The 25,799-nt window shown below is 61.3% G+C and carries 23 protein-coding genes; 6 read left to right on the forward strand and 17 right to left on the reverse strand.

What is annotated here, in order from left to right:
* The 4 genes from SGN16_RS19050 to SGN16_RS19065 form a co-directional block, all read right to left on the reverse strand.
* A complete protein-coding gene (locus SGN16_RS19050) occupies positions 1 to 978 on the reverse strand; it encodes an ABC transporter permease (protein WP_210639552.1) in 978 nt (325 codons plus the stop codon).
* Positions 975 to 2,528 carry a sugar ABC transporter ATP-binding protein gene (locus SGN16_RS19055; protein WP_335944381.1) on the reverse strand — a complete coding sequence of 518 codons (1,554 nt, stop codon included), beginning with the start codon at positions 2,526 to 2,528 and terminating at the stop codon, positions 975 to 977. Before SGN16_RS19055 ends, SGN16_RS19050 begins: the two co-directional genes overlap by 4 nt.
* A 57-nt stretch (positions 2,529 to 2,585) precedes the next feature.
* Positions 2,586 to 3,542: a sugar ABC transporter substrate-binding protein gene (locus SGN16_RS19060; RefSeq protein ID WP_210639554.1), complete on the reverse strand. Its 957-nt coding sequence runs from the start codon at positions 3,540 to 3,542 to the stop codon at positions 2,586 to 2,588.
* A gap of 134 nt (positions 3,543 to 3,676) precedes the next feature.
* Positions 3,677 to 4,123: a hypothetical protein gene (locus SGN16_RS19065; RefSeq protein ID WP_335944382.1), complete on the reverse strand. Its 447-nt coding sequence runs from the start codon at positions 4,121 to 4,123 to the stop codon at positions 3,677 to 3,679.
* Between the two features lie 197 nt (positions 4,124 to 4,320).
* Between SGN16_RS19065 and SGN16_RS19070 the strand changes: the two genes are divergently transcribed.
* A complete protein-coding gene (locus SGN16_RS19070; protein ID WP_176689649.1) occupies positions 4,321 to 4,620 on the forward strand; it encodes a DUF1654 domain-containing protein in 300 nt (99 codons plus the stop codon).
* Between the two features lie 5 nt (positions 4,621 to 4,625).
* Positions 4,626 to 5,315, forward strand: a complete 690-nt coding sequence (locus SGN16_RS19075) for an endonuclease I family protein (RefSeq protein WP_335944383.1) — start codon at positions 4,626 to 4,628, stop codon at positions 5,313 to 5,315.
* 157 nt (positions 5,316 to 5,472) lie between these two features.
* Here the strand turns inward: SGN16_RS19075 and SGN16_RS19080 are convergent, their stop codons facing one another.
* Positions 5,473 to 5,838, reverse strand: a complete 366-nt coding sequence (locus SGN16_RS19080) for an SPOR domain-containing protein (protein WP_210639557.1) — start codon at positions 5,836 to 5,838, stop codon at positions 5,473 to 5,475.
* Between the two features lie 248 nt (positions 5,839 to 6,086).
* On the opposite strand from SGN16_RS19080, the gene csrA reads away from it, so the two are divergent.
* A complete protein-coding gene (gene csrA / locus SGN16_RS19085; RefSeq protein WP_003179932.1) occupies positions 6,087 to 6,281 on the forward strand; it encodes a carbon storage regulator CsrA in 195 nt (64 codons plus the stop codon).
* A 198-nt stretch (positions 6,282 to 6,479) separates the two neighbouring features.
* On the opposite strand, the gene SGN16_RS19090 is transcribed toward csrA, so the two are convergent.
* From SGN16_RS19090 to SGN16_RS19100, 3 genes are all read right to left on the reverse strand, one after another.
* Complete coding sequence (locus tag SGN16_RS19090) at positions 6,480 to 6,935, reverse strand: DUF2214 family protein (protein ID WP_210639558.1); 456 nt, start codon at positions 6,933 to 6,935, stop codon at positions 6,480 to 6,482.
* Positions 6,936 to 7,128: 193 nt separating this feature from the next.
* The gene (gene cysS / locus SGN16_RS19095; RefSeq protein WP_135846218.1) at positions 7,129 to 8,511 is read right to left on the reverse strand and encodes a cysteine--tRNA ligase; all 1,383 of its coding nucleotides are present in this window, start codon (positions 8,509 to 8,511) and stop codon (positions 7,129 to 7,131) included.
* A gap of 21 nt (positions 8,512 to 8,532) precedes the next feature.
* Positions 8,533 to 10,230, reverse strand: a complete 1,698-nt coding sequence (locus tag SGN16_RS19100) for a glutamine--tRNA ligase/YqeY domain fusion protein (RefSeq protein ID WP_335944384.1) — start codon at positions 10,228 to 10,230, stop codon at positions 8,533 to 8,535.
* A gap of 250 nt (positions 10,231 to 10,480) precedes the next feature.
* Between SGN16_RS19100 and SGN16_RS19105 the strand changes: the two genes are divergently transcribed.
* Both SGN16_RS19105 and lpxH read left to right on the forward strand, forming a co-directional pair.
* Complete coding sequence (locus SGN16_RS19105) at positions 10,481 to 10,984, forward strand: peptidylprolyl isomerase (protein WP_210639560.1); 504 nt, start codon at positions 10,481 to 10,483, stop codon at positions 10,982 to 10,984.
* On the forward strand, positions 10,981 to 11,730 hold the full coding sequence (gene lpxH / locus SGN16_RS19110) for a UDP-2,3-diacylglucosamine diphosphatase (protein WP_210639561.1): 750 nt from the start codon (positions 10,981 to 10,983) through the stop codon (positions 11,728 to 11,730). Before SGN16_RS19105 ends, lpxH begins: the two co-directional genes overlap by 4 nt.
* Before the next feature lie 130 nt (positions 11,731 to 11,860).
* Here lpxH and SGN16_RS19115 read toward each other — a convergent pair whose 3' ends face one another.
* The 7 genes from SGN16_RS19115 to SGN16_RS19145 all read right to left on the reverse strand — a co-directional run bounded on the left by SGN16_RS19115 (position 11,861) and on the right by SGN16_RS19145 (position 23,093).
* Positions 11,861 to 13,390, reverse strand: coding sequence for a DHA2 family efflux MFS transporter permease subunit (locus SGN16_RS19115; protein WP_210639562.1), 1,530 nt, complete (start codon positions 13,388 to 13,390; stop codon positions 11,861 to 11,863).
* Positions 13,391 to 13,586: 196 nt separating this feature from the next.
* Positions 13,587 to 14,786: an HlyD family efflux transporter periplasmic adaptor subunit gene (locus SGN16_RS19120; protein ID WP_210639563.1), complete on the reverse strand. Its 1,200-nt coding sequence runs from the start codon at positions 14,784 to 14,786 to the stop codon at positions 13,587 to 13,589.
* Positions 14,787 to 14,802: 16 nt separating this feature from the next.
* Positions 14,803 to 16,272, reverse strand: coding sequence for an efflux transporter outer membrane subunit (locus SGN16_RS19125; protein ID WP_210639564.1), 1,470 nt, complete (start codon positions 16,270 to 16,272; stop codon positions 14,803 to 14,805).
* Entirely contained in the window at positions 16,269 to 16,742 is a 474-nt protein-coding gene (locus SGN16_RS19130; protein ID WP_210639565.1) for a MarR family transcriptional regulator, read from the reverse strand. The genes SGN16_RS19125 and SGN16_RS19130 overlap by 4 nt, the downstream gene beginning before the upstream one ends.
* 224 nt (positions 16,743 to 16,966) lie before the next feature.
* A complete protein-coding gene (locus SGN16_RS19135) occupies positions 16,967 to 20,653 on the reverse strand; it encodes a translocation/assembly module TamB domain-containing protein (RefSeq protein WP_335944385.1) in 3,687 nt (1,228 codons plus the stop codon).
* Entirely contained in the window at positions 20,650 to 22,377 is a 1,728-nt protein-coding gene (locus tag SGN16_RS19140; RefSeq protein WP_335944386.1) for an autotransporter assembly complex family protein, read from the reverse strand. Before SGN16_RS19140 ends, SGN16_RS19135 begins: the two co-directional genes overlap by 4 nt.
* A gap of 65 nt (positions 22,378 to 22,442) precedes the next feature.
* Positions 22,443 to 23,093 (reverse strand): GNAT family N-acetyltransferase, encoded by a 651-nt coding sequence (locus tag SGN16_RS19145; RefSeq protein ID WP_210639568.1) that lies wholly within the window; start codon positions 23,091 to 23,093, stop codon positions 22,443 to 22,445.
* 176 nt (positions 23,094 to 23,269) lie between these two features.
* On the opposite strand from SGN16_RS19145, the gene xthA reads away from it, so the two are divergent.
* Positions 23,270 to 24,082 carry an exodeoxyribonuclease III gene (gene xthA, locus SGN16_RS19150; RefSeq protein ID WP_210639569.1) on the forward strand — a complete coding sequence of 271 codons (813 nt, stop codon included), beginning with the start codon at positions 23,270 to 23,272 and terminating at the stop codon, positions 24,080 to 24,082.
* Positions 24,083 to 24,121: 39 nt separating this feature from the next.
* On the opposite strand, the gene SGN16_RS19155 is transcribed toward xthA, so the two are convergent.
* Positions 24,122 to 24,673: an ester cyclase gene (locus SGN16_RS19155; protein WP_335944387.1), complete on the reverse strand. Its 552-nt coding sequence runs from the start codon at positions 24,671 to 24,673 to the stop codon at positions 24,122 to 24,124.
* Between the two features lie 66 nt (positions 24,674 to 24,739).
* Positions 24,740 to 25,744 carry a polysaccharide deacetylase family protein gene (locus SGN16_RS19160; RefSeq protein ID WP_335944388.1) on the reverse strand — a complete coding sequence of 335 codons (1,005 nt, stop codon included), beginning with the start codon at positions 25,742 to 25,744 and terminating at the stop codon, positions 24,740 to 24,742.
* Positions 25,745 to 25,799: the final 55 nt, after the last annotated feature.

The raw sequence follows: 25,799 nt of genomic DNA on the forward strand, positions 1-25,799 counted from the left end.
TCAGGCCCGCCGACTGGCGCGCTGGCTGCGATAAGTGTCGAGCACCACTGCAACCACGATCACCGCCCCGGTAATGATGCGCTTGGTCGGCTCGGTGGCGCCGATCTGCGCCAGGCCGGCCGCCAGCACGGAGATGATCAGCACGCCAAAGAAGGTGCTGATGACCGAACCGCGCCCGCCCATCAGGCTGGTACCACCGATCACCACGGCAGCGATCACCTGCAACTCAAGCCCTGAGCCGGCATTCGGATCCGCCGCCTCCAGGCGGGAAATCTGGAACAGCGCCGCCACACCGGCCAGCAACCCCATCAGACTGAATACCAGGATCTTGTAGGGCTTTGGATTGATGCCCGCCAGACGCACGGCTTCTTCATTGGTGCCGATGCCGATCAGGTAGCGACCGAACACGGTGCGGGTCAGCACTGCCTGGGCAATGAAGATCACCAGCAAGGCAATGATGAACGAGGGCGAAATGCCGAAGGCGATGGGGTTGGACAACCAGGCGAAGGAGTCGCCGATATAGGCCGTACGCGAACCGGTCATCTGGTACGCCAGGCCCCTGGCCATTTCCAACACGCCGAGGGACACGATGAAGGATGGAATCCGCCACGCCACGGTTATCGAACCGGTAACGGTCCCCGCCAGCGCCGCCACGGCCATGCCAAGCAATGCCGACGGCCAGACGCTCCAGCCCCAGCCGAGAACGGCCACGCTCACCGTCGATGCCGCCAGTGCCAGCACCGAGCCCACCGACAGATCGATACCGCCAATGATCAGGATGAAAGTCATGCCGACCGCCAGCACCATCAGGTCTGGAATCTGGTTGGCCAAGGTGCTGAAGGTGTCATAGGACAGGAAATGGCTGCTCAGTGCCGAGAACAGCGCGACCATGGCCAGCAACGCGCCGGCCAGGCCCAAGTAGGTACCGAGGCCATAGAAGTTGCCAGTCGATTTGCCGACGGCGGATGCGGTTTTCATGAAAGATCCCTAGGCGCTGCTTCGTTGAGCAACGCATCACGTTTCTGGTAGCCGGCGAATGCGGCGGCAAGCAAGTCATCCTGGGTCCAGCTGTCGCGCTCGAAGGTGTCGATCAGGCGCCCGGCGGACAACACGCCGATGCGGTCACAAATCAGCATCAGCTCCCGCAGGTCACTGGATACCACGACCAGCGCCTTGCCCTGGCGAGTCAACTCACCGAGCAGTGCATAAATGTCGAATTTGGCGCCGACGTCGATGCCACGGGTCGGCTCATCAAACAGCAGCACCGAGCAATCGCGTTCGAGCCAGCGACCGATCACCACTTTCTGTTGATTGCCGCCCGACAGCTCGGACACCAACTGCGTCGGGCTGGAACTGCGGATGCGCATGGCGTCGATCTGCCGCTGAGCCAATGCCAGCTCTTCGCCGCCATTGACCAAACCAGCGCTGGAAATCTCCGGCATGTTACCCAGGGCAATGTTCGCGGCGATGGATTGCGTCAGTAGCAGGCCTTCGCCCTTGCGGTCCTCGGTAATCAGGGCGATGCCATGGCCCACCGCATCGGCCGGGGAGCGAATGCTCACCACCTTGGCCGGCGAGCCCAGCGCCACGGTGCCGCTGTCGGCCGCATCGGCGCCGAAGATCAACCGCAAGAGCTCGGTGCGCCCTGCCCCGATCAAGCCGGAGATGCCGAAGATCTCGCCGCTGCGCACTTCAAAGGACACATCACGGACCTTGTCCGAACGCGTCAGCCCTTTAACCGTCAGGGCCGGCGCGCCGATCTGGCGAGGACCGAGGTCGATGTGCTCGCCCAGCTCCCGCCCGACCATCAATGTGACCAGTTGCTCGCTGTTGTAATTGGCCATCGGCTCGACGCAGACCAGGTTGCCGTCGCGCAGAACCGCAATGCGTTGGGCCACCCGCGCCAATTCTTCGAGACGATGGGAAATGTAGATGATCGACACGCCCCGTGCCTGCAGGCGAGTGATCTGCTCAAAGAGCATCTCGACCTCCCGGGCCGTCAGCATGGCGGTCGGCTCGTCGAGAATCAGCACATGGCAATCGCCGATCAGGTTGCGGGCGATTTCGACCATCTGCTGGTGACCGATACCCAGCTCACCCACCAGGGTGTCGGGATCGATCGCATCGAGCCCTACCTGGGCCATGGCTTCGATCGCTGCCTTGCGCAATTGCTTGCGACTGATCCAGCCGCCATGGCTGGGCAGGTTGTCGAGAAACAGGTTTTCGGCCACGGAAAGGGTCGGCAACAGATTGAGTTCCTGCATCACCATCCGCACCCCCAGCTCTTCGGCCTGGGTACGGCTACCGGGACGATAATCCTGTCCTTGGAACTGCATCTGCCCGGTCGTCGGCGTCACCAACCCACCGATGATCTTGGACAAGGTGCTTTTACCAGCGCCATTTTCCCCGGTCAGCGCCAGCACCTCCCCGCGCATCAACGTCAGGTCGATACCGCTCAGTACGGGCTGGGCATAGGTCTTGCCGATGCCGCTGACAGAAAGGACAGCGTTCGGGTCGCAAACGGACATAAAAAACTCTCCATGCGCTCGCCCGGATGGGCGAGCGTCATTGTGTCGCCAGGATAACTACTTGGTCACCAGCTCGACCGGAGTTTCGATAACGCCGTTGGTACCGCTGTCGACTTTTTCGCCCTTGAGAATCTTCAAGGCCGTCTCGATACCGAATACCGCTTGCTTGGCAGCAAACTGGTCGGCAGTCGCCAGGACGCGACCGTCCTTGAGCATGGGCTTGATGGCATTGATGTTGTCGTAACCGACCACTTGCACCTTGCCCGCCTTGCCCGCCGCGCGCACTGCCGATACCGCGCCAACCGCCATGCTGTCGTTACCGGCCAGCAGTGCCTTGATGTTCGGGTATTCGCTGAGCATCGACGCGGCAACCTGGTTGCCCTTGTTGATTTCCCAGTCGCCGGACTGCAGGGAGACGACCTTGATCTGCGCGGCTTCCATCGCATCCTTGAAGCCCGCAGTACGCGCCTGAGCATTGGTAGTGGTGGACACACCTTCGATGATGCCGACCTCGTCACCGGCCTTGAGCTGCTTGGCCAGGTACTCACCCACCAGGCGCGCGCCCTTGCGGTTGTCCGGACCTACGAACGGCACGTTGATGTTCTTGCTCTTGACCACGGCCGGATCGAGCTGGTTATCGATGTTGATCACCGTGATGCCAGCGTCGACGGCTTTCTTGATCACCGGCACCATGGCCTTGGAGTCCGCAGGCGCGATGATCAGGGCATCGACCTTGGACACGATCATCTGTTCGACGATACGGATCTGGTTGGCGGTGTCGGTTTCATCCTTGATCCCGTTGGAGATCAGGTCGAAATCAGCGGAGTGTTCCTTCTGATAAGCCTTGGCGCCGTCTTCCATGGTCAGGAAGAATTCGTTGGCCAGGGATTTCATGACCAGGGCGACCTTGGGTTTTTCAGCGGTCTGGGCGAATGCCGAGGAGAAAGGCAACGCAGCGGATGCGGCCGCGAGCATTGCAACAGCGAGAAGGCGTCCAGCGAATGGCAACTTCATAGGTTCACTCCGATCTTATGATTATTGTGAGCAAATCATCGCACGGAACGCCGCGCAAACGTTTGCGTAAAATGAACTATGGTAAGGCTTCGCGGATTTGTCAACGTTGCGGTTTTATCCGCAACGTCCAGGCATCAGGCCGTTGTATTGACCATTGCCCCTGAACTGGCCCCCTTCGCCAGTTCTGTTACCAAACGGCCGGTGACCTCCAACAATGCACCACTGGTATCGGCAATTTGCCCCTGGACCGCCATGACCGCCGAGGTCTTGGCTTCCGCGGTCGGATAAGCGCGCGCCTGCGCGGCAGCCAACTGTTGTTGCTGCTCTCTGAGCTGTTGCTGAAGCTCCTGCATTCGCTTGAGCAATATCTGGACGGCAATGCTCTGGGTGCTGCCGCTCTCTTGCGCCTGATCGGTCGCTTCAGCCCCCATATTCGTACGGACCTTGCCGGGCGCTTGCGTTTCGCCCAAGGCCTCATCGGCGGCCTCGGCACCCGCCTCGTTCAAAGCCTTCAGGGTGGCTGCGGATTGACCGCCAATGGTCACGGCCGCCGCATTGGGAAAGCCGACAGAAAACGACATAACAAAACTCCATGGATGGGATTCCTACACAGAACATCGCCCGCCGAGGCAATTTCTTTAGCCCTCGCACCAATCCGTCGCAGGCCAGAGCGGTGGATCCACCCGTTTATGCCTACCAATAAAAAATTCCTTTCTCCTACACCAAAACGAAAAAAGTGCTGTCAGACGATTTTCTTGAATTTTAAGCAGTTGCGTAAATGCCTACGGTTAAATACTGTATGCACGTACAGCTTAATAAGGATAATCCTGTGGCCACGCCCTCCGCTGCAACTACCCCTTTAGATTCCTATACGCGACTCGGCCTACGGGTCTCGAAAATCATCAACTCCCCCACCGCACAAAAAGCCAAGGCAGCCCTGATCTTCCGTCTTCCCGACGAGCCTGTGGATGAGTGGGAGCGCTTGCTGGAAGAAATCGACGAGAACGACAACGTGACCCTCGCCTATCGCGACGACGGTGGCGTGCAGGTTTTCTGGGTTGTGCCGAAGGAAGATTGAGCCTGATGATCGTACGTTGTTTTGCTTTATTGCTCGTCTTCGTCGCCCTGGGGGCACAGGCCGGCGCGCCCCGCACCTTTAACGAAGCCAAGAAAGTCGCCTGGAAACTCTACGCACCACAATCCACCGAGTTTTACTGTGGCTGCAAATACACCGGCAATCGTGTGAACCTGCAAGCCTGCGGTTATGTACCGCGCAAAAATGCCAGGCGCGCCGCGCGCATCGAGTGGGAGCACATCGTCCCGGCGTGGCAGATCGGTCATCAGCGTCAATGCTGGCAACAAGGCGGTCGCAAAAACTGCACCCGCTATGACCCGGTCTATCAACGGGCCGAGGCCGACCTTCACAACCTGGTGCCGAGCATCGGGGAAGTGAATGGCGATCGCAGCAATTTCAGTTTTGGCTGGCTGCCGGTACAAACGGGTCAGTACGGCTCCTGCCTGACCCAGGTGGATTTCAAGGCCAAAAAAGTCATGCCTCGGCCTTCTATCCGGGGAATGATCGCCCGGACGTATTTCTACATGAGTAAACAATACGGCCTGCGCCTCTCGAAACAGGACCGGCGCCTGTATGAAGCCTGGGACAAGACCTACCCGGTACAAAGCTGGGAACGCCAGCGTAACCAGAGCGTGGCGTGCGTCATGGGACGCGGGAACGAGTTCGTCGGCCCGGTGGATATGAAGGCCTGTGGTTGATCCTCACATTTGTGAACAGCGCAAATCGACTGTGGGAGCGAGCTTGCTCGCGATAGGGGCATGCCAGTCAACATCGACGTTGGCTGATCCGGCGCTATCGCGAGCAAGCTCGCTCCCACAGGTTTTGTGGTTCGACTGACTTTTTTGTCCCGCCCGATTATTGGGCGCTCGGGTAATCCACCACCTGCAATTCGATGTTGCGCTTTTTCGCTCGAACCAGAGCGGCAGAGACCTCTTCCTGTTTTGCTTCAGCTTCGGCCTTGGCATTGAAAGGGCCGACCAGGACGCGGTCCTTGCCGTTTTCTCGCACCACGTTGGACATGAAACTGTGCTCAAGGAGCCACGCGGTCAGGTCGCTGACAGCCTGCGGAGTCTCGCCTCGAACCTCGACGCCCCACTGCGGCGCAGAGGCAGCCGCGGGTGTGGAAGCCGCCACCGATTTCGGCTTCGGTGCCTGGACATCACGCCCTTCACCACACCCTGCCAGTACCAGTACCGCGATAACCCAAGCCAATTTGCGCACAACGTTTTCCCCTGGAAGACATGAGGCACGGATTTTAGCACTCACATCCACCAAGAACGCCGCAAACAATGCTCAAAACACGAGAATCCTGTCCGGCGTCTCTGTATAGTCGCACCCTGGGAATTAATGCTGCGTCTGCGCGTCAGAAAGAGGCACCCACATTGTGACACTTAGCACTAATCTATAAGCAGTACCGACATCTGCACTGTCTGAATCAGGTGCCCTATAAAGCAATCAAGGAGAACACCATGCTGATACTCACCCGCAAAGTCGGTGAAAGCATAAACATTGGTGACGACATCACGATCACCATTCTGGGCGTGAGTGGCCAACAAGTCCGGATCGGCATCAATGCCCCGAAAAACGTTGCGGTGCATCGCGAAGAAATTTATCAGCGCATTCAGGCAGGCCTTACCGCCCCCGACAAACCGCAGACTCCCTGAGCCTTGCGGTAGTCCGTAGCCAGCCCGTTCGCATCGCCGCAAGGCTGGCTAAAGATTCCAGGCAGACCGTGCCGTACCCTGCTTCACCCCGCCTTTGATTTTTCGTCCAGCCCGTGAAACCGATACTACTGGCATGGCAAGTAGCATGGCTGTCAGACGTTTCGTTTTAATGGCAGCGAAGCAGGCGTACGCGACCGGTCAGCTCATGCTTGCGCCCCGGGCCATACCGGTGGCGGCGATCACCATCAGGACCAGCAACAAGGCTTCTATGTGGCTGACCCGGGCAAACCGGCCGGCCTTCGATGGATCGATCGTCCCCCCTTTGCCCAGCGCTATGCGCCATTTGATCAAGGCGATCATCGGCGCAATTTCAAGCAGCAGGATCAACAGGAACAAGGTCATCTTCAGATGAAACAGGGGTTGGTGCAGGTAATAGTCCGAGCCCTTTTCATAGCCACCAAAAGCGCGCATCCCACCGGTCACCAGCAGCACCAGCGCCGACAGCCCCCACACGTTATCCGCCATCAGCACGTTTCGAACCGCATCCGCACCGCCCGCCAAGCGTCGTAGCGCCGTGCCGCGCGTCAGCACCGCCCAGAACCCGAGGGCGAACGCCAGAAGATGAATTGCCGCCAGAGACCAATGAGCCAACATGGAAGAGCCCTGTCAGAGAACGTCGAATCGACCTGACAGTACTAGCTCATAAAACGATGATTGCCAGACCTGGCATGCAAAAAACTGTGGGAGCGAGCTTGCTCGCGATGGCGGTGTATCAGTCGACAAAAATGTTGTCTGACACTTCGCTATCGCGAGCAGGCTCGCTCCCACAGTGGTATTGCGTAAGACTTCAGTCCGCCAAACGCCAGGTCGTCCCGCCCTTGCCGTCTTCCAGCACCACGCCCATGGCGGTGAGCTGGTCGCGGATCCGGTCGGATTCGGCCCAGTCCTTGTTGGCCCGCGCGGTCAGGCGCGCCTGGATCAATGCGTCGACCTCGGCGGCATCCACACGGCCTTCGGCACCGGCTTGCAGGAATTCGTCAGCCTCAAGCTGCAACACGCCCAACACGCTGGCCAGCTCCTTCAGACGCGCCGCCAGCCCCGCCGCCGCATTGAGATCGCTCTCTCGCAGGCGGTTGATCTCGCGCACCATCTCGAACAGCACCGCGCAGGCTTCCGGCGTGCCGAAGTCGTCGTTCATCACCTCGGTAAAGCGTGCAACGAACGCTTCGCCGCCGGCCGCAGGCACATTCGGCAAGCCTTTCAACGCATGATAGAAACGCTCCAGGGCACCCTTGGCGTCCTTGAGGTTGTCTTCCGAGTAGTTGATGGCGCTGCGATAGTGGCTCGACACCAGCAGATAACGAATGACTTCCGGGTGGTATTTTTCCAGCACGTCGCGGATGGTGAAGAAGTTGTTCAAGGACTTGGACATCTTCTCGCCGTTGATCCGGATCATGCCGCAATGCATCCACGCGTTGGCGTAGGTCTTGCCGGTGGCCGCTTCGCTCTGGGCGATTTCGTTTTCGTGGTGCGGGAACTCCAGGTCGCTGCCGCCACCGTGAATATCGAAAGTCTCGCCCAGGCAGCAGGTAGACATCACCGAGCATTCGATATGCCAGCCCGGACGCCCGGCGCCCCACGGCGACTCCCAGCTCGGCTCGCCCGGCTTGGCAGCTTTCCACAATACGAAGTCCAGCGGGTCCTGTTTCGACTCATCGACTTCGATGCGCGCGCCAATGCGCAGGTCTTCGATCTTCTTGCGCGACAGCTTGCCGTAGCCCATGAACTTGGCGACGCGGTAATACACGTCGCCATTGCCCGGCGCGTAGGCATAGCCCTTGTCGATCAAGGTCTGGATCATGCTCAGCATGCCAGGAATGTGGTCCGTGGCACGGGGTTCCAGGTCCGGCTTGAGGATATTGAGGCGCGCCTCATCCTCATGCATGGCCTTGATCATGCGCTCGGTCAGCGCATCGTAAGGCTCGCCGTTTTCGCGGGCACGGTTGATGATCTTGTCTTCGATGTCGGTGATGTTGCGCACGTAGGTCAGGTCATAACCGCTGAATCGCAACCAGCGGGTCACCAGGTCGAACGCCACCATGCTGCGACCATGGCCAATATGGCAGTAGTCGTACACAGTCATCCCGCAGACATACATGCGGACCTTGTTGCCATCCAGCGGCTTGAAGACTTCTTTGCTCTTGGTGAGCGTGTTGTAGATCGTAAGCACAGGGTTTCCCTTAAGACTTGATCACTGACCCCAGGAATCGCGCAAGGTCACGGTACGGTTGAATACCGGAGCACCAGGTTTCGAGTCCTTGATATCCGCGCAGAAGTAGCCTTCGCGCTCGAACTGGAAACGGTCTTCCGGCTGTGCGTTGCCCAACGAAGGCTCGGCACGACAACCAGTGAGTACTTGCAGGGAGTCAGGGTTGATGTTGTCCAGGAAGCTGGCGCTGTCTTCGGCCTTCTCCGGGTTCGGCGAACGGAACAGGCGATCGTACAGACGCACCTCGCACTCGACGCTGGCAGCAGCCGGCACCCAGTGGATCACGCCCTTGACCTTGCGACCTTCCGGGTTCTTGCCCAGGGTGTCGGGGTCGTACGAGCAACGCAGCTCGACGATGTTGCCGTCGGCGTCCTTGATCGCTTCGTCAGCGCGGATCACATAGCTGCCACGCAGGCGCACTTCGCCGGCAGGCTCCAGGCGCTTGTAGCCTTTTGGCGGCTCTTCCATGAAGTCTTCACGGTCGATGTAGATTTCCCGGGCGAACGGCAGGACGCGCACGCCCATGTCTTCTTTCGGGTGGCGCGCCAGCTCGAGGTTCTCGACCTGACCTTCCGGGTAGTTGGTGATCACGACTTTCAGCGGACGCAGCACGCACATGGCGCGCGGGGCACTGTGATCCAGGTCGTCACGGATGCTGAATTCCAGCATGCCGAAATCCACCACGCCGTCGGAACGGTTGGTGCCGACCATTTCGCAGAAGTTGCGGATCGATTTTGGCGTGTAGCCACGACGACGGAAGCCCGACAGCGTCGACATGCGCGGGTCGTCCCAGCCATTGACGTGCTTCTCGTCCACCAGTTGCTTGAGCTTGCGCTTGCTGGTGATGGTGTAGTTCAGGTTCAGGCGGCTGAATTCGTACTGGCGCGGATGGGCCGGCACCGGCAGATGCTCGAGGAACCACTCGTACAGTGGACGATGGCTCTCGAACTCCAGGGTGCAGATCGAGTGAGTGATGCCCTCGATAGCGTCCGACTGGCCATGGGTGAAGTCGTAGTTGGGGTAGATGCACCACTTGTCACCGGTCTGGTGGTGATGGGCATGACGGATGCGGTACATGATCGGGTCGCGCAGGTTCATGTTCGGCGAGGCCATGTCGATCTTGGCGCGCAGCACCCGTGCGCCATCCGGGAACTCACCGGCGCGCATGCGGGCGAACAGGTCCAGGTTCTCTTCCACGCTGCGATCACGGAACGGGCTGTTCTTGCCCGGCTCGGTCAGGCTGCCACGGTACTCCTTGGCCTGCTCGGGGGTCAGGTCGCAGACGTAGGCGTTGCCGGCCTTGATCAGCTCCACCGCCCAGTCGTGCAACTGGTCGAAATACTGCGAGGCGTAGCGCACCTCACCGGACCATTCGAAACCCAGCCACTTGACGTCGCTTTCGATCGCGTCGATGTATTCCTGGTCTTCCTTGGCCGGGTTGGTGTCGTCGAATCGCAGGTGCGTGACGCCGCCGAACTCCCGGGCCAGGCCGAAGTTCACGCAGATCGACTTGGCGTGGCCGATGTGCAGGTAGCCGTTGGGCTCCGGTGGGAAGCGAGTGACGATCTGTGTGTGCTTACCCGAGTCCAGGTCCGCCTGGATGATCGGGCGCAGGAAGTTGACCGGCACGGCCGGGCCGGTCTTGGAATTCGAGGTAGGGTCGACAGTGGGCTTGCTCATAGGATCCTTGAACAGACAAGTGCGCGGCCGGGTGCGGCCTGATAAATCAAAGCCCGTATCATAGCCGATGCTGTCAAGCAGCTGACAGGCCAGGTCGGTAAACGATTGAATTTAATCGACGACCAGATGAAAAACAGCCTCGAAATTCGTGCCTGGCGCGCTAAACTGCCCAGCCTGGCCCATTAGCGGCCAGACCGGTTGCGGGCATCACAGCCCCAAAACCCACGAATTCCTTGAAAGAGTACCGATCATGACCCAAGTCAAACTGACCACCAACCACGGCGACATCGTCCTGGAACTGAACGCTGAGAAAGCGCCGCTGACCGTTGCCAACTTCGTTGAATACGTCAAGGCCGGCCACTACGAAAACACCGTGTTCCACCGTGTCATCGGTAACTTCATGATCCAGGGCGGCGGTTTCGAGCCAGGCATGAAAGAAAAGAAAGACAAGCGCCCAAGCATCCAGAACGAAGCCGACAACGGCCTGCCGAACGAAAAGTACAGCGTCGCCATGGCCCGCACCATGGAGCCGCATTCGGCCTCCGCACAGTTTTTCATCAACGTGGCGGACAACAGCTTCCTCAACCACAGCAGCAAGACCACCCAGGGCTGGGGCTATGCCGTGTTCGGCAAAGTGGTTGAAGGCACCGACGTGGTCGACAAGATCAAAGGCGTCTCCACCACTTCCAAGGCCGGCCACCAGGACGTCCCTGCAGAAGACGTGATCATCGAGAAAGCCGAGATCATTGAGTGATACTGCTGATTTCAGATTTGCATCTGGAAGAGGAGCGCCCGGACATTACCCGGGCGTTTCTGGATTTACTCGCCACACGCGCCCGCTCGGCGCAAGCGTTGTACATCCTGGGCGATTTTTTCGAAGCCTGGATTGGCGACGATGCCATGACGCCGTTCCAGCGCTCCATCTGCCAGGCCCTGCGCGAATTGAGCGACAGCGGCACGGCCATTTTCCTGATGCACGGCAATCGCGACTTCATGCTGGGGCAGGCCTTCTGCAAAGCGGCCGGCTGCACCCTGCTCAAGGACCCGAGTGTCGTGCAGTTCAACGGCGAGCCGGTGCTGCTGATGCACGGCGACAGCCTCTGCACCCGCGACGAAGGCTACATGAAACTGCGGCGCTGGCTGCGCAACCCGCTCACGCTGTTCATCCTGCGCCACCTGCCGCTGGCCAGCCGCCGCAAACTGGCGCGCAAACTGCGCAGCGAAAGCCGCACGCAGACGCGGATGAAAGCCAATGACATCGTCGACGTCACGCCCGAAGAGATCCCGCGGATCATGCAGCAATACGGCGTGAAGACCCTGATCCACGGCCACACCCATCGCCCCGCCATCCACAAGCTGCAACTGGGCGAACACGCCGCCCGGCGCATCGTGCTGGGGGATTGGGACAAGCAAGGCTGGGCGCTGCAGGTGGATGAGCAAGGGTTTGCGTTGGCGCCGTTTGGTTTTGGCAATGCGCAGTTGGCGTTGCCAAGCCATTAAAGAACCCATGAGATCCCTGTGGGAGCGAGCTTGCTCGCGATAGCGATGTGTCAGTCGACATCAACGTTGACTGTCATGCCGCTATCGCGAGCAAGCTCGCTCCCACAGTGGATTGCATTTCACTTCTGAATCAGTGCCCCGCCGACGCAGGCCCCGCCTTCGCCGCAAACGGCGGCTTCGCCAGCCACACCAGCACAATCAAACCCATGAACGCCCAGCCCAGCAGCGTGAAGTAATCCACGGTGGAGAGCATGTACGCCTGGCTGGTGAGGACCTGGTCAAGCCGGGCATAGGCCGGTGTGCTCGCGCCGCCGAGCTGGTTGAGCGCCTCGCGGGTGGCCGGTTCGAAGGTGCTGATGCTTTCGCTCAGGTAGGCATGGTGCTGATCGGCGCGGCGGATCCAGATCCAGGTGGTCAGGGACGCGGCGAAGCTGCCGCCCAGCGTCCGCAGGAACGTCGCCAGCCCGGCGCCGTCGGCAATCTGGTGCGGCGGCAGGTCCGACATCAGGATGCTCAGGGTCGGCATGAAAAACAGCGCCACGCCGATGCCCATGAACAATTGCACCAAGGCGATGTGCTGGAAATCCACCTCGTTGGTGAACCCGGCGCGCATGAAGCAGCTCAGACCGATGGCCAGAAACGCCAAGCCGGCCAACAGACGCAGGTCGAACCGGTGGGCGTACTTGCCGACGAAGGGCGACATCAACACCGGCAGGATGCCGATGGGCGCCACCGCCAACCCGGCCCAGGTGGCTGTGTAACCCATCTGGGTCTGCAACCATTGCGGCAGGATCAGGTTGATGCCGAAGAAGCCGGCATACCCCCCCACCAGGACGATGGTGCCGATGCGGAAGTTGCGGTAGGCGAACAGCCGCAGATTGACCACCGGATGACGGTCGGTCATCTCCCAGATCACGAACACCGCCAGGGCAATCAGCGAAATCACCGCGCCAATGATGATGAAGTTCGACTCGAACCAGTCCAGGTCGTTGCCCTTGTCGAGGATCACCTGGAGCGCACCGACCCCGATGATCAGGCTGATCAAGCCGACGTAATCCATCGGTTGGTAGCTGGTGACGACCGGCCGCGCCTTGAGCTGCTGACGCACCACCATCACCGCAAAGACCCCGATGGGCACATTGATGAAGAAGATCCACGGCCAGCTGTAGCTGTCGGTGATCCAGCCACCGAGGATGGGCCCGGCAATTGGCGCTACCACCGTGACCATCGCCAGCAACGCCAGGGCCATGCCGCGCCTGGCCGGTGGGTACACGGCAATCAGCAAGGTCTGGGTCATCGGGTACAACGGCCCGGCCACCAACCCCTGGAGCACGCGAAAACCAATCAGCTCCGGCATCGAGGTAGAAATACCGCACAGGAACGAGGCGAGCACGAACAGCATCGTCGCCCACAAAAACAGCTTCACCTCGCCAAACCGACGGCTGAGCCAGCCGGTCAGCGGCAGTGCGATGGCGTTGCTCACCGCGAACGAGGTAATGACCCAGGTGCCCTGCTCCGAGCTCACGCCCAGGTTGCCGGAAATCGTCGGCAAGGCGACGTTGGCAATGGTGGTGTCGAGCACTTGCATGAACGTCGCCAGCGACAGCCCGATGGTGCTGAGCAACAGGCTGGGCGGCGTGAAAGACGCGTTATTGCTCATTGCGAAAATCCTATGAAGCGAAACGGATATGACAAAGTTCGCGGAAAAGTCCCAGTGGGATGAGGGACAAAAACTGTGGGAGCGAGCCTGCTCGCGATGGCGGCGTGTCAGTCGCCATCAACATTGGCTGATCCGCCGCTATCGCGAGCAGGCTCGCTCCCACAGGTTCAAGCAGTGACTGACAATCCGTTGATCCTCAGCGCTGGGCAGTCTTGCTGGCAACCGCGCTGTTTTCGTGGATCAGCCGCGTGATCATCGCGTCAGCGTCGGCCAGTTGGCGGTCGTAGACCTGGGTGCTGAACGAGGCTTTTTGCGGCGGCTGCTGGGCCAGTACCGGGCCGCTCTGGTCGTGCAGGTTGACGCTGACCTGGGTCGACAGGCCAACCCGCAGCGGATGCTTGGCCAGTTCCTGGGCATTGACATGAATGCGCACCGGCACCCGCTGGACGATCTTGATCCAGTTACCAGTGGCGTTCTGCGCCGGCAGCAAGGCAAACGCACTGCCGGTCCCGGCACCGAGGCTGTCGATGGTGCCGCTGTATTTCACATCGCTGCCGTACAGATCAGCTTCGATGTCCACCGGCTGGCCGATGCGCATGTCACGCAACTGGGTTTCCTTGAAGTTGGCGTCGATCCACAGCTGATCCAACGGGATCACCGCCATCAGCGCCGTGCCCGGTTGCACCCGTTGGCCCAGTTGCACGGTGCGCTTGGCAACATAACCGGTGACCGGCGCGATCAAGGTGCTGCGGGCGTTGGCCAGGTAGGCCTGGCGCACTTGCGCGGCGGCGGACTGCACGTCGGGATGGGACGACACCACCGTGTCATCCACCAGGGCGCTGGTGGTCTTGAGCTGTTGCCGGGCATTGGCCAGGGCGTTCTGCGCCGAGGTCAGGTCGTCGCGGGCGTGGGACAGTTCTTCCTGGGAAATCGCCCCGCCGGCCGCGAGATTTTTACGCCGGTTGTAGTTCTCCTGGGCCTTCTGTACCTCGGCCTCTTGCGCGTTGACCTGCGCCCGCATGCCGTCGACGTTGCTGTACAAGCCACGCACCTGGCGCACGGTACGGGCCAGGTTGGCCTGGGCACTTTGCAACCCGACCTGGGCATCGTTCGGATCGAACTGCACGAGCACCTGGCCCTCACGTACCAGGTCACCGTCGTCGGCGCCGATACTCACCACGGTACCGGTGACCAGCGGCGTGATTTCCACCACATTGCCGTTCACATAGGCATCGTCGGTGCTTTCGCTCCAGCGACCATACAGCTCATGCCAGCCCCAGACGCCGAGGCCCGAGAGAATGACGATCAGCGTCAGTGTCACCAACATGACCTTGCGCTTGCGTGGGTTGCTGCTGTCCTGCGCATTTTCGGTTTGAGTCGTTTCGGCAGTGGCCATGACAAGTACCTCGAAATCAGTTATTCGGCGTGGTGGAGGCCGGGGTGGCCGAAGCCAGGGTCTCGGTCTGGAAACCACCGCCCAGGGCCTGCATCAGCTGGATCGACAAATCGATCTGTTCGGCATTCAGGTTCGCCAGTTGGCGCTGGGACTGGAGCAGTTGCTGCTCGATGCTCAGCACGTCCAGGTAATTACCGATGCCCGAGCCATAACGCTGGACCACGGTGTCGTAGGAGTTGCGGGCGATATCGGTGGCGTGTTGCTGGGCACCGATCTGCCGCGCGATGTCTCGCAATTGGTTAATGGTGTCGCTGACATCCCCAAGGGCCTTGACCAGGCTCTTGTTGTATTGCGCCACCGCCAGGTCGTAATCGGCGTCCCGGGCATCCAGGTCCGCTCGCAGGCGGCCGCCATCGAAGATCGGCAGCGACACCGTCGGTGCCACGTTGAAGAAGCGGCTGGCCGAACCGAACATCGCATCGCCCAGCAGCGACCGTACCCCCGCCGCCGCGCTCAGGTTGAGGTTGGGGTAGAAGTTGGTCTTGCCGGCCTCGATGTCCTTGCTTGCCGCCTCGACCCGCCAGCGCGCCGCGACCAAATCCGGACGCCGTCCCAGCAACTCGGCCGGCAAGTTCGACGGCAAGGCCACCGCGCTGGCTTGCAGCACGTTGGGCCGGGCGATTTCATTGCCGCGATCCGGACCTTTGCCCAGCAGCACCGCCAAGGCGATTTTCGCGCTTTGCAGGCGTTTCTCCGCGTCGATGCGGGTCGCGTCGGCACTGGCTTCCAGGCTTTCGGTCTGCTGGAACTGATATTCGCTGTCGATCCCGGCGTTGAGGCGGCGCTTGCCCAGGTCGAGCATCTGCCGGGTACGCTTGAGGTCCTCGGCGGCCAGGTCATAAATGATGTGGGCCTGGCCGAGGTCGCTGTAGGCCCGGGCCACGTCGGCGGCCAGGGTCAGTTGTGCGGCCTGGCGATCGATTTCGGCGGCGCGGGCCTGGCCCAGGGCCGCTTCCCAGGCAGCGCGCTGGCCGCCCCAGAGGTCAAAGTTGTAATTGAAATCCACACCCAGCGTTCGCAAGGTACTGTAGGCGCCGCCCTGCCCTTGCGGGTCTTGGTCACGGGACAGACGCGAACGGCTGGCGCCGCCACTGGCATCCAGGGTCGGCAGGCGCGCGGCATTGGCGGCATAGGCTGCGGCACTGGCCTGATGCACTCGGGCGCTGGCGATCTGCATGTCTGGGCTGTCGCGCAGGGCTTCGCGGATCAAACCGTCGAGCTGCGGGTCGCCGAGGCTTTTCCACCAGTCGCTTTTCGGCCACGAGGCTGGCGACAACGTGACCCCGTTCAGGGATTGCCCGGCCTTGAGGCTCTGGGCTTCAAGGCTGACCCCTTCGGTCTTCAGACCGCTGTAGCTGGCACAGCCGGCCAGGCTCATCGCCAACAGCACCAAGCTCAAGCGGGCACGCAAGGTTTTACGAATCATTTGTCCCCCATTCGCAGCACTGTGATGGGATCACCGGCGGCGAGCAGAATTTTCTTGAGGATCTGTTCGAGGGCTTGCAGCTCCTCGCGGCTGATGGCGCTGGCCAACTGGTTCATGGCGTCGGCACCGATGTACGGCAGGCGATCGGCGAGGGCCTGGCCCGCTTCGGTCAGCACCAGTCGCACTTGCCGGCGGTCTTCGGCCGAACGTTGGCGAACCAGGAAACCTTTCTGCTCCAGGCGATCGAGCATCCGCGTCATTGAGCCGCTGTCCAGGGACAGGTACCGGCACAGCTCGGCCGGCGTGTCGATGCCGTGCTGGGCCATGATGATCAACACCTTGAACTGCGCGGCGGTGATGCCGACCGGCTCCATGTGAGTATCGATGATCCGGTCCTTGAGCAGCGCGGCGCGGCCGAGCAGCATGCCGAGCTGGCAATTGTGGAATTCGTCTGGGGTGAAATGCTTCATCTGACCACCGTTTGCTGCCTAGGCAGTGAATGTATGTCGAGATATTACTGCTTAGGCAGCAAATGTCAAACAAATAGATAGGCTGCTATGTACTAACAGACAAAATGCAGACAGACCTGTGGGAGCGAGCTTGCTCGCGATAGCGGTGGATCAGCCAACATGGATGTCAACTGACATACCGCTATCGCGAGCAAGCTCGCTCCCACAGGGTTTGGGGGGAAGGTTTAGAAATCGCGCTTGTAGAAAATATCCAACGAACTGGCGACGCCGCTGGCAGCTTCGAGGTAGACCTTCTTGCTGAGTTTGTAGCGCAGGGCAATGGTGTTGGCCGGTTCGAACACGCCGACGCCGTAGCGCAGGCTGAGTTTTTCCGAGAGGTTGCCGCTGGCCACCACGCTGGTGGTATCGCCGCTGCCCTGGGTGTCGAGCTGGAAGTCCTCGATCCCCAGGTTATTGGCCAGGCTGGTGGTCACCCCCGAGCTGCCCATCAGCCCCAGGCCCAACGCTGCCTGGGCAAGCATGTTGTTGTCCTCGCCCGTGGTGCTCAGCGGTCGGCCCAACACCAGGTAAGACAATGCCTGCTCCTGGCTCATGGCCGGCTCCGAGAAAATCTGCGTGGTCGGCTGCTCGGCGCTGCCGCTCAAGCGAATACCGGCGATTACGTCGTCGGTCTGGCGGATCGCTTCGATGTCCAGGTAAGGCTGGTCGATGGGCCCGGCGAACAACAACCGCGCCCGACGCACCGTCAGCCGTTGTCCGTAGGCCCGGTAGCGACCGTCGTTGAGCCAGAGTTCACCGCGGGTGTCCATGTTGTCGCCGATGTGTACCTGCCCTTGCACGTTGGCCGTCAGGCCGAAGCCTGAAAAGGCGAGTTTTTCCTGGCCGACGATCACATCGATGTCCATCGCCATGGCGATCGGCGTCGTGCCTTCTTCAGTCTGGTGGCCGACGATCACCGTGTCATCCGACACCTTGACGGTCGAGGGCGGCAATTCGCGGATGGTGATCTCGCCTTTGGGTATCAGGACCTTGCCGGCGATGGAAAGCCGCTCGCCCTGCATCGTGATAGTGAGGTCGGGCGCCACGTCCAGCACTGCATAAGGCTCGACGGTGACCGGCAGTTGCGAACCCTTGAGGGTCAGGTTCATGGACAGGGCCTCGCCCCAACCGATGTTGCCACTCAGGCTGCCCTGCCCGCTCTTGCCACTTTTCCAGTCGCCGTTGAGCCGTACCGTTTCACCGACAATCATGGCCCGCACCTGCAGGGCTTCGAGGCTGACCGGCAATTCCGGGCCAGACACTTCGCCGTCACTGAGCACCAGGTTGCCGTTGACTTGGGGCGCGAGCAAACCACCGGACAACGTCCCACTGCCGTTCAAATGGCCGGTCAGGGTTTCCACCATCGGCACAAACGGCCGGGCCACCGACAGGTCCAGACCGGTCAGGCGGAACGAGCCAGTCAGCGGCTTGCTGGCCGGCAGCGGATTGATCTGTGCCTGGAGCATCAGCTCACCGAGCTTAGCGCCGACGAAATTCAGGTGAGTGTCGATGCGCTTGGGGGTCAGGCGACTGTCCAGCGTCAAGGTCTGGTATGGGAAGTCCACCCAGTGCTCGTTGTCGCGCGCCTTGTCTCGAATCCGTAAGGTTCCGCCACTGGCATCCACCAGGATCCGCCCACTCGGGCCGCTGGCCGGCAGGTCCAATTGCAGGTCAGCGTTGAGCTGGCCCTGCCAGGCAAAATCCTTGGGCATCCACTGGGCCAGGCTTTCGATGGGAAATTGCTTGAGGTGATAACGCAGCTTCGGTTCCGGCATCAGGCGCTGGTCTTCACCACACAGGCTGGCCGGGCCGGAACGCCAACAGTGAGCGCCCACGTTGAGCGTGCCATTGGCCAGGCGCTCCAGCTTCGCCGGGGCTTGCAGGCGCCAGGCTTGACCGCCAGCCTGCACCTCGCCGCTGGCCAAACGCCCGCGCCAGTTGCCCTGGTCGAGGGCGCCATCGAGCGCCAGAGTGGTGTCGAGCTGCGGCCCTTGCAGGTCCAAGGTGAGTTTTTGCTGCTTGATATCGCCCTGCCCGCTGACCGTGAGCACACCTAGAGAGGTTTCGCCGGCGCGGATGCCGCTGGCCTTGAGATCGACTTTTCCCCGTTGCGCACTGTCGAGGGTCGCGTCCAGGTTCAGGCTTTGCAGGCGATTGTCCTGGAACGCCAATTGCGAGCCTTGCAGGCCGAGCTTGCCTTGCGGAGCCTTCAACGTCCCGGCCACATCGATACGGCCCATGACTTGGCCGCGCAACTGCGGCCAGAGCTGGGCCAGGCGCGCGAGCTTGATGTCGACCTGGCCGGTGAGTTTCTGTTGCAGGCTGCCGGTGCCGTTGATGCGGTTATCCCCCAGGCGGATGTCCAGGGCGCTGAGGTTCCACTGCTCGCCGGCGCCGCTGGCCTTGGCCTGGAACAGCGCCGGTTGCCCGCGCAGCTTGCCCTTGAGGTCGAGGTCGGCATCGAGGCTGAGACTGTCGTCCTTCAGCGACCCTTTGCTGCGCAACGGCCCGGCCAGGGTGCCGGGCAGTTCACCAAGCCAGTACGCCGGGTTGATGGCCGACAACTCCAGCGCCGTATCCCAGGCGATGCCCTCGGCAAATTGCAGGTCCAGGTGCCCTGCGGCCTTGCCCTGCCCGGCCGCGAGCTCAAGCTGCGGCAAATGGATTTGCGTCAAGTCGCCGCTGAACGGGCTGCCCAGGTTGAAGGCCCCGGCGGGTCCGTCCAAGGCAGCCTGGAAATTTCCCAGGTATTGACCATCGGTGTACGAGACTTCGCCACTGAAACTGCGCAACGTCACCTGCGGCTCGTCAATCAGCGGATAGAGGCGATGCCAGGGGAAATCCAGCCAGGCGATTTTCGCCTCGGCGCTAAGGCCTTCGCGCCAGTCCAACTGGCCGGTGAGTTTCAGGCTTTGCTGGTCGCCGGCGTCAAGGTCCAGACCGGCGATCTGTGCACCATTGGCATCCACCTTGCCTTGCAGCAGCAACGCTACCGGTCCCTTTTCGGCAGGCAGCGTGGCCTTGCCGAGCAGTTGATAGCCGTTCTTCAGGTCGCCTTCGCCGGTCAGTTCCAGCTGATTGAGCATCAGGGTGTCGGGCAGGTCGGCACTGGCCTTGAAGCCGTCAGCGGTGATGCGCACCTTGGCCGGCAGGTTGTCCGCCAACGGTTGCAGCTCACCGATGAGTTGGCCTTGCAGGTAACCGCTGCTCAGTGCCTTGAGGTTTAGGGTTTTGAGCAAGTTGCCGTCGATGTCCAGGTCCAGCGCCCAAGGTGTTGCACCTGGCGCGGGCAAGGTCAACAGCCCTTTGGCCTTCAACGGCCAGTCGCCGCCTGGTTTCAACAAGCCGGACAACGTCAGGCTCAGTTCGTCGCGCTGCAATTGCACCGAGTCGATCTGCAAGCCTTCGGCGGTCCAGTGGGCGACCAGTTGCAAGCCCTTGAGCTGTTCGCTGCCATTGAACAACAGGCTACCCACCTGCACCTCACCCAACTCGATGGCCACCGGCAACTCCAGGTCCGGCAAGCTGATCGGCGCGCTGCTCGGCTCATCGACTGACGGCGGCAATTGCAGGCTGACCTTGCCAGCCTTGAGCTGTTCGATGCACAGCGTCATGCGCATCAGGCACAACGGCGACCAGGCGAGGATCACCCCGTCGAGTTCTACCCGCTGGCTGTCTTGTTGCCACAACACATGCTCGGCACTCCATTGGCCGCCCAGTCGCCCCTGGAAATTCTCCGTGCTCAACCCCGGTATCAAGCCGAGGGTCCAGCGACTGCCCCATTGAGTGCCCAGCATGGCACTCAAGGCCAGCACTATCAGCACCAGCAACGTAGCGAGCGCCAGCAGCGTTATCTTCAAACCACGACTCACAGCTCGGGCCCCATGGAAAAGTGCAAACGAATACCGCCCTCGTCGTCCAGCGCATGGGCCAGGTCGAGGCGGATCGGGCCCACCGGCGACACCCAGCGCACGCCGACGCCCACGCCGGTCTTGAGGCTCGGCAGTTCAAGGCTGTTAAAGGAGTTGCCCTGGTCGACGAAGGTCGCCAGCCGCCATTTCTCGGCGATTGAATATTGATATTCGAGGCTGCCGGCGACCATGTAGCGACCGCCGATGCGATCGCCCTCGGAGTTTTCCGGCGACAGGCTCTGGTAGTCGTAACCGCGCACACTCTGGTCGCCCCCGGCAAAAAAGCGCAGGGACGGCGGGATCGATCTATAGCCATTGGTGGCGCTGCCACCGACCTGGGCCCGGGCCAGCAGGCGATGTTTGTCGAACACCGTGGTCAGGCCCTTGACCATGGCCGTGCCATATAAAAGGTTGTTGTCCGAGCCAAGCCCTTCCTTGGCGAGCTTGGTGTCGAATTGCAGGCGATAGCCGTTGTGCGGGTCAATGCGGTTGTCACTGCGCAGGTAGGAATAGCTGACGCCGGGCATCAGCAAGGTACTCAAGCCCGAATCGTCGCCGAGGCGATACTCCTCCCGCTGCCACTTGAGCGACACCACCCGTTGCCAACCGCTGGGCAACTTGCTATGCCATTCAGGGCCCACGGTCAGCAGTTTGCTGAGACTGTCGGTGTCGGCCAGCTCTTCATATTGATAACCGCCGGCGTAACGCAGCTTGTCGGTCAGCGGCGGGTCCAGTGGCACGTCGTACCACAGGCCGACGTTCTGCCGCGGCGCCGACACTTCCGTCTCCCAGCCATAACTGTGGCCCTGGGCATTGACCCAATGGCGAGTCCAATTGGCCTTGGCCCGTGGGCCGACGTCGGTGGAAAACCCCAGGCCCAGGCCCATGGTGCGCGGCTTGCGGGTGTCGAGCTTGACCGCCACCGGAATCACGTTATCGGTGGCCGCAGTGGGCGCCGCATCTACCCGGACGCCCTCGAAATAACCACTCGATTGCAGGGCCTGGTTGAGCTCGGCAATCAGTTCGGAGTCGTACGCGGCGCCCGCCTTGAACGGCACCATGCGCTGCAACAGCTCTTCGTCTATCGGAGTGTCGCCTTCGAAGTGCACGGGCCCCAGGGTGTAGCGCGGGCCGCTGTCGTAGATCAACTCGATGTCGGCGACACCCGCCTGGGGGTCCACGCGCAATGTCTGGCTGACAAAACGCCCGCTGAAAAAGCCATAACGCGAAGCCTGGTTCAGGATCTGCCGCTTGGCGTCCTCGTAACGGCCGTGGTTGAGCACCGCGCCCGGCTTGAGGGCCGCGTTGTCGGGGACGCGAAAGGCTTTGAGCGAGGCCGCCGGGCCGTCGATGCGCACGGAGACATTACGCAAGTGCACAGGCTCGCCGGGGTCGATGGTCAGCACCAGGCGCGGCACCTTGCCGCCCTTGACCTCGCTGTCGATCTGCGGCTGGTAATAACCCAAGGCCTGGGCGGCCTTGCGCGCCTGTTCCTCGGCACCGCGACTGAAGCGCAGCAAGGCTTCTTCGTCACGGTCACCTACACCGCCGATGTAACCTTCTACGTTGGCCTTGAGTTCGTCGTTGGACGGCTTGACCCGTACATCCAATTCACTTTGTGCCAGCGCCGCACAGCTGAGGGACAGCAAGAGCGCGCCACTGGTCATTCGTCCTGGGAAATTCATGGCGCGGATGCTATCACGAGCTTGGAAGCCTGATAGAGCCAGACATTTCCCAAAAGTTCGGCCGATTATGCGGTTGCGCTTTGCAGAACTTGGGGGTTGGCATGAAAGAACACGTGTTCACGGACGGGTCCTACCGCAATCTCACCGATTTCCTCATAGCCCTGGCGTTTATAAAACTCCAGGTAACGTGGGTTGCCGGTGTCTAGCACGACGCCTTGGGAGTTTTCGTCCACCGCACACCAGTTGTGCACCGCCGCGAGCAGCTGTTCACCAAAGTGCTGGCCTTGAAACTGTGGATGAACCCCCAGTAGCGGCAACACATGGACAGCATCCGACGGCAGGCAGGCTGCCACCGCTGCGTGGTAGTCCAGATAGCGCCGGGTGCAGCGAAAACCGGTGCTCAACACCATGCGCAGGCGCCAGGCCCAGCTTTCGGTGATGCCCAGGCGCCGCTGCGGAGGGGCGATCAGGGCGATGCCGATCAGGCGATCGTTGACCAGCAGGCCGATGGCCGGCAGATCCTGGAGAAAGTGTTGCTTGACCAGCTCGCGCACCGTGGCCCGTACCCGATGTTCATAACCGGGACGCTCGGACTCGAACAGGAAGCTGAAGGTCGGTTCATGGCGATAAGCCTGATACAGCAATGAACGGGCTTCGCGGGAGTAACCGCTGTCGAGCATATGAATGTCGGCAATGGCGGTGGCGGTTTCAGGCATGACGGTAGATCTCCTGGGCGAGGCTCGATGAGGCCCCGCTCTTATTGAGTACGAACCCGATTGGGTTGCGATCGTTCCTACACCCACAGGACATTAGCAGCGCATTTGTCCTACTGCCACGCTGGCTCAGTTCCGACATGTCAGCTAGCATCGCAGTTTTGCCAGGACAGCCGACCATGAAGATCGTCTCCTTCAACATCAACGGGCTGCGCGCCCGTCCCCATCAGCTGGCGGCGCTGATCGAGAAGCATCAGCCGGACGTGATCGGCCTGCAGGAAACCAAGGTCCATGACGAACAGTTTCCCCTGGCCGAGATTCAGGCCCTGGGTTACCACGTGCACTACCACGGACAAAAGGGCCACTACGGCGTCGCCCTGCTCTCCCGCCAGGCCCCACTGGCCCTGTATAAAGGCTTCGACAGCGATGACGAAGACGCCCAGCGACGCTTCATCTGGGGCACTTTCGCCGACGCCAATGGCGTGCCGGTGACGATCATGAACGGCTATTTCCCACAAGGTGAAAGCCGCGATCACCCGACCAAATTCCCCGCCAAGGAGCGTTTCTACAGCGATTTGCAGCAACTGCTGGAAAGCCGTTTCAGCAACGATCAACCGCTGGTGGTGATGGGGGACGTGAATATTTCCCCGGAAGACTGCGACATCGGCATCGGCCCGGACAACATGAAGCGCTGGCTGAAAACCGGCAAGTGCAGCTTCCTGCCGGAAGAACGCGAGTGGATGGCCCGCCTGAAGAACTGGGGCCTGGTGGACAGCTTCCGCCACCTGAACCCGGACGTCACCGACCGCTTCAGCTGGTTCGATTACCGCAGCCGCGGTTTCGAGGACGAGCCCAAGCGTGGCCTGCGCATCGACCTGATCCTCACCTCCCATGGCCTGTTGCCACGGGTCAAGGATGCCGGCGTGGATTATGAGCTGAGGGGGATGGAGAAACCTTCGGACCATGCGCCGATCTGGCTGCAGTTGAGCTGACCGACAAGAAACGGCTCGCCGCAATGGCGAGCCGTCCTGTCACAGCGTACCCAGTTGCTTGAACAGGGTCAGGTTGTCCTCGATGTGCCAGTTGGCGACGATTTTTCCTTGGTCGACCTGATAGATGTCCGTGGCGATGAACTCCACGGGCTGGCCCTGGCCCTTGAGCTGGTCGAAGGTCCCGGTGAAATGCCCGCGAAAACGCAGGTGCACCACCACCCGATCCCCCGCCACCAACATCTGCTCAACAACGCAGCTGAGATCCGGCACGGCAGTGCGGAAAGCCCGTGACGCCAGCAACGGACCTTCCGGGCCCTGCTTGCGCCCGGCCGGAGGGGTCTTGTCGACGAAGCCCGGCGCCAGGGCTTCGCGGGCCAGCGCTTCATCGCCGGTGTGCCAGAACGTGTCATAGCGCCGCGCCGCCAGGATCATCGATGTCGCCTGCTGCTCGGACAGGCTGCGGTCGACAATCAGGCTTTGCGGCTGCACAAGCGCATCGGGGGCGGCCGAAGCCCCCAGCGACAGGCCAAGGGCCAGGAGAAAACCGGCCAGGCGCAGGCCGCCGGGCATGGCAAGGGATAAGCACGACATGGTGGATTCCTTTGGGTCGATCAAGGGCCGGGCAACACGCTGCGGCCCGGGGTTGTAGAACAGGTTTCAGAGGGCCTCGGGCTCTCGCAAGGACAGCGGGCTGGCAAGGGTGTAGCGGGCAATGTCGTCCTTGCGCATGAACGTCACGCCCGGGTGGCTTTTGGCGTAACGCAGGAACTCGTCCCAGACCCTTACCATTTGTGGCGTGCCACTGATGCGATCATGGGCGCTGATGGACATCATTCGCCGCCGCGTGCCGGCTTCTTCGTAAAGCTGATCGAAATCGAGCTTCACTTGCTCCAGAAAGGCCTGGGGCGAGTAATGGCGACCTTCGATCAGCACAATGTCGTTATTGCGCAACGTGTAGGGGACCACGACGAAATCCTTGCCGTTGACCGATTCGATGAAGGGCTCGTCGCGGCTGACGTCATCGATGTGGTAGAGGTAGCCCAGCTCCTGCAGCAACGCCAGGGTATTGGGGCCCCTGCGCAACCAGTTGCAGTTGTAACCGGTGACCGGCTGCCCGGTGACCTCCTGCACCATCTGCGCGGCCTGGCGCAGGAACGTCCGTTCCTCATCGCGGCTCATTGCAAACTGCGAACTCCAACGCGGGCCGTGTCCGGCCGCTTCGTGACCGCGAGCAACGATCTCCCGTGCCAGGGCCGGCTGGCGCCGCACCGCTTCGCCGATCATGTGGGAAGTGACCTTGACGCCATGGCGGTCCCACAAATCCAACATGCGTGGGATACCTTCCCGATAGCCGTAGGCAAACCAGGTATTGGTCGCCGGATCACTGGGGACGCTGTCCGGGAAGTCCACCGGGGGGAACGGGCTGTCGGTCCCCTTGGGTGGCTGCCCTCCGGCTTCGAATTGCATGGAAATCGAAATGACCAACCGGGTGTCACCCGGCCAGTAACCACTCTTGGCAACGCTGGCGGCCTTGTTCGCGACACTGGCCCGGGCCGATCCGCTTGCCAGCACGTCCCCCGCGCTCAACAGCGCTGCGGCGGCGCTGGCATGGGCCAGAAAGGTCCTGCGTTCGGGGTTGTGGGTGACATCGGCGATGGCCATGGCAGAACTCCTGGGAAAACGCTGCGGGTAAGCTTCTTGGGTGCTAAGGTATTGC

Origin of the sequence: Pseudomonas sp. G166 (assembly GCF_037027455.2) — a bacterium.
Classification (GTDB): domain Bacteria; phylum Pseudomonadota; class Gammaproteobacteria; order Pseudomonadales; family Pseudomonadaceae; genus Aquipseudomonas.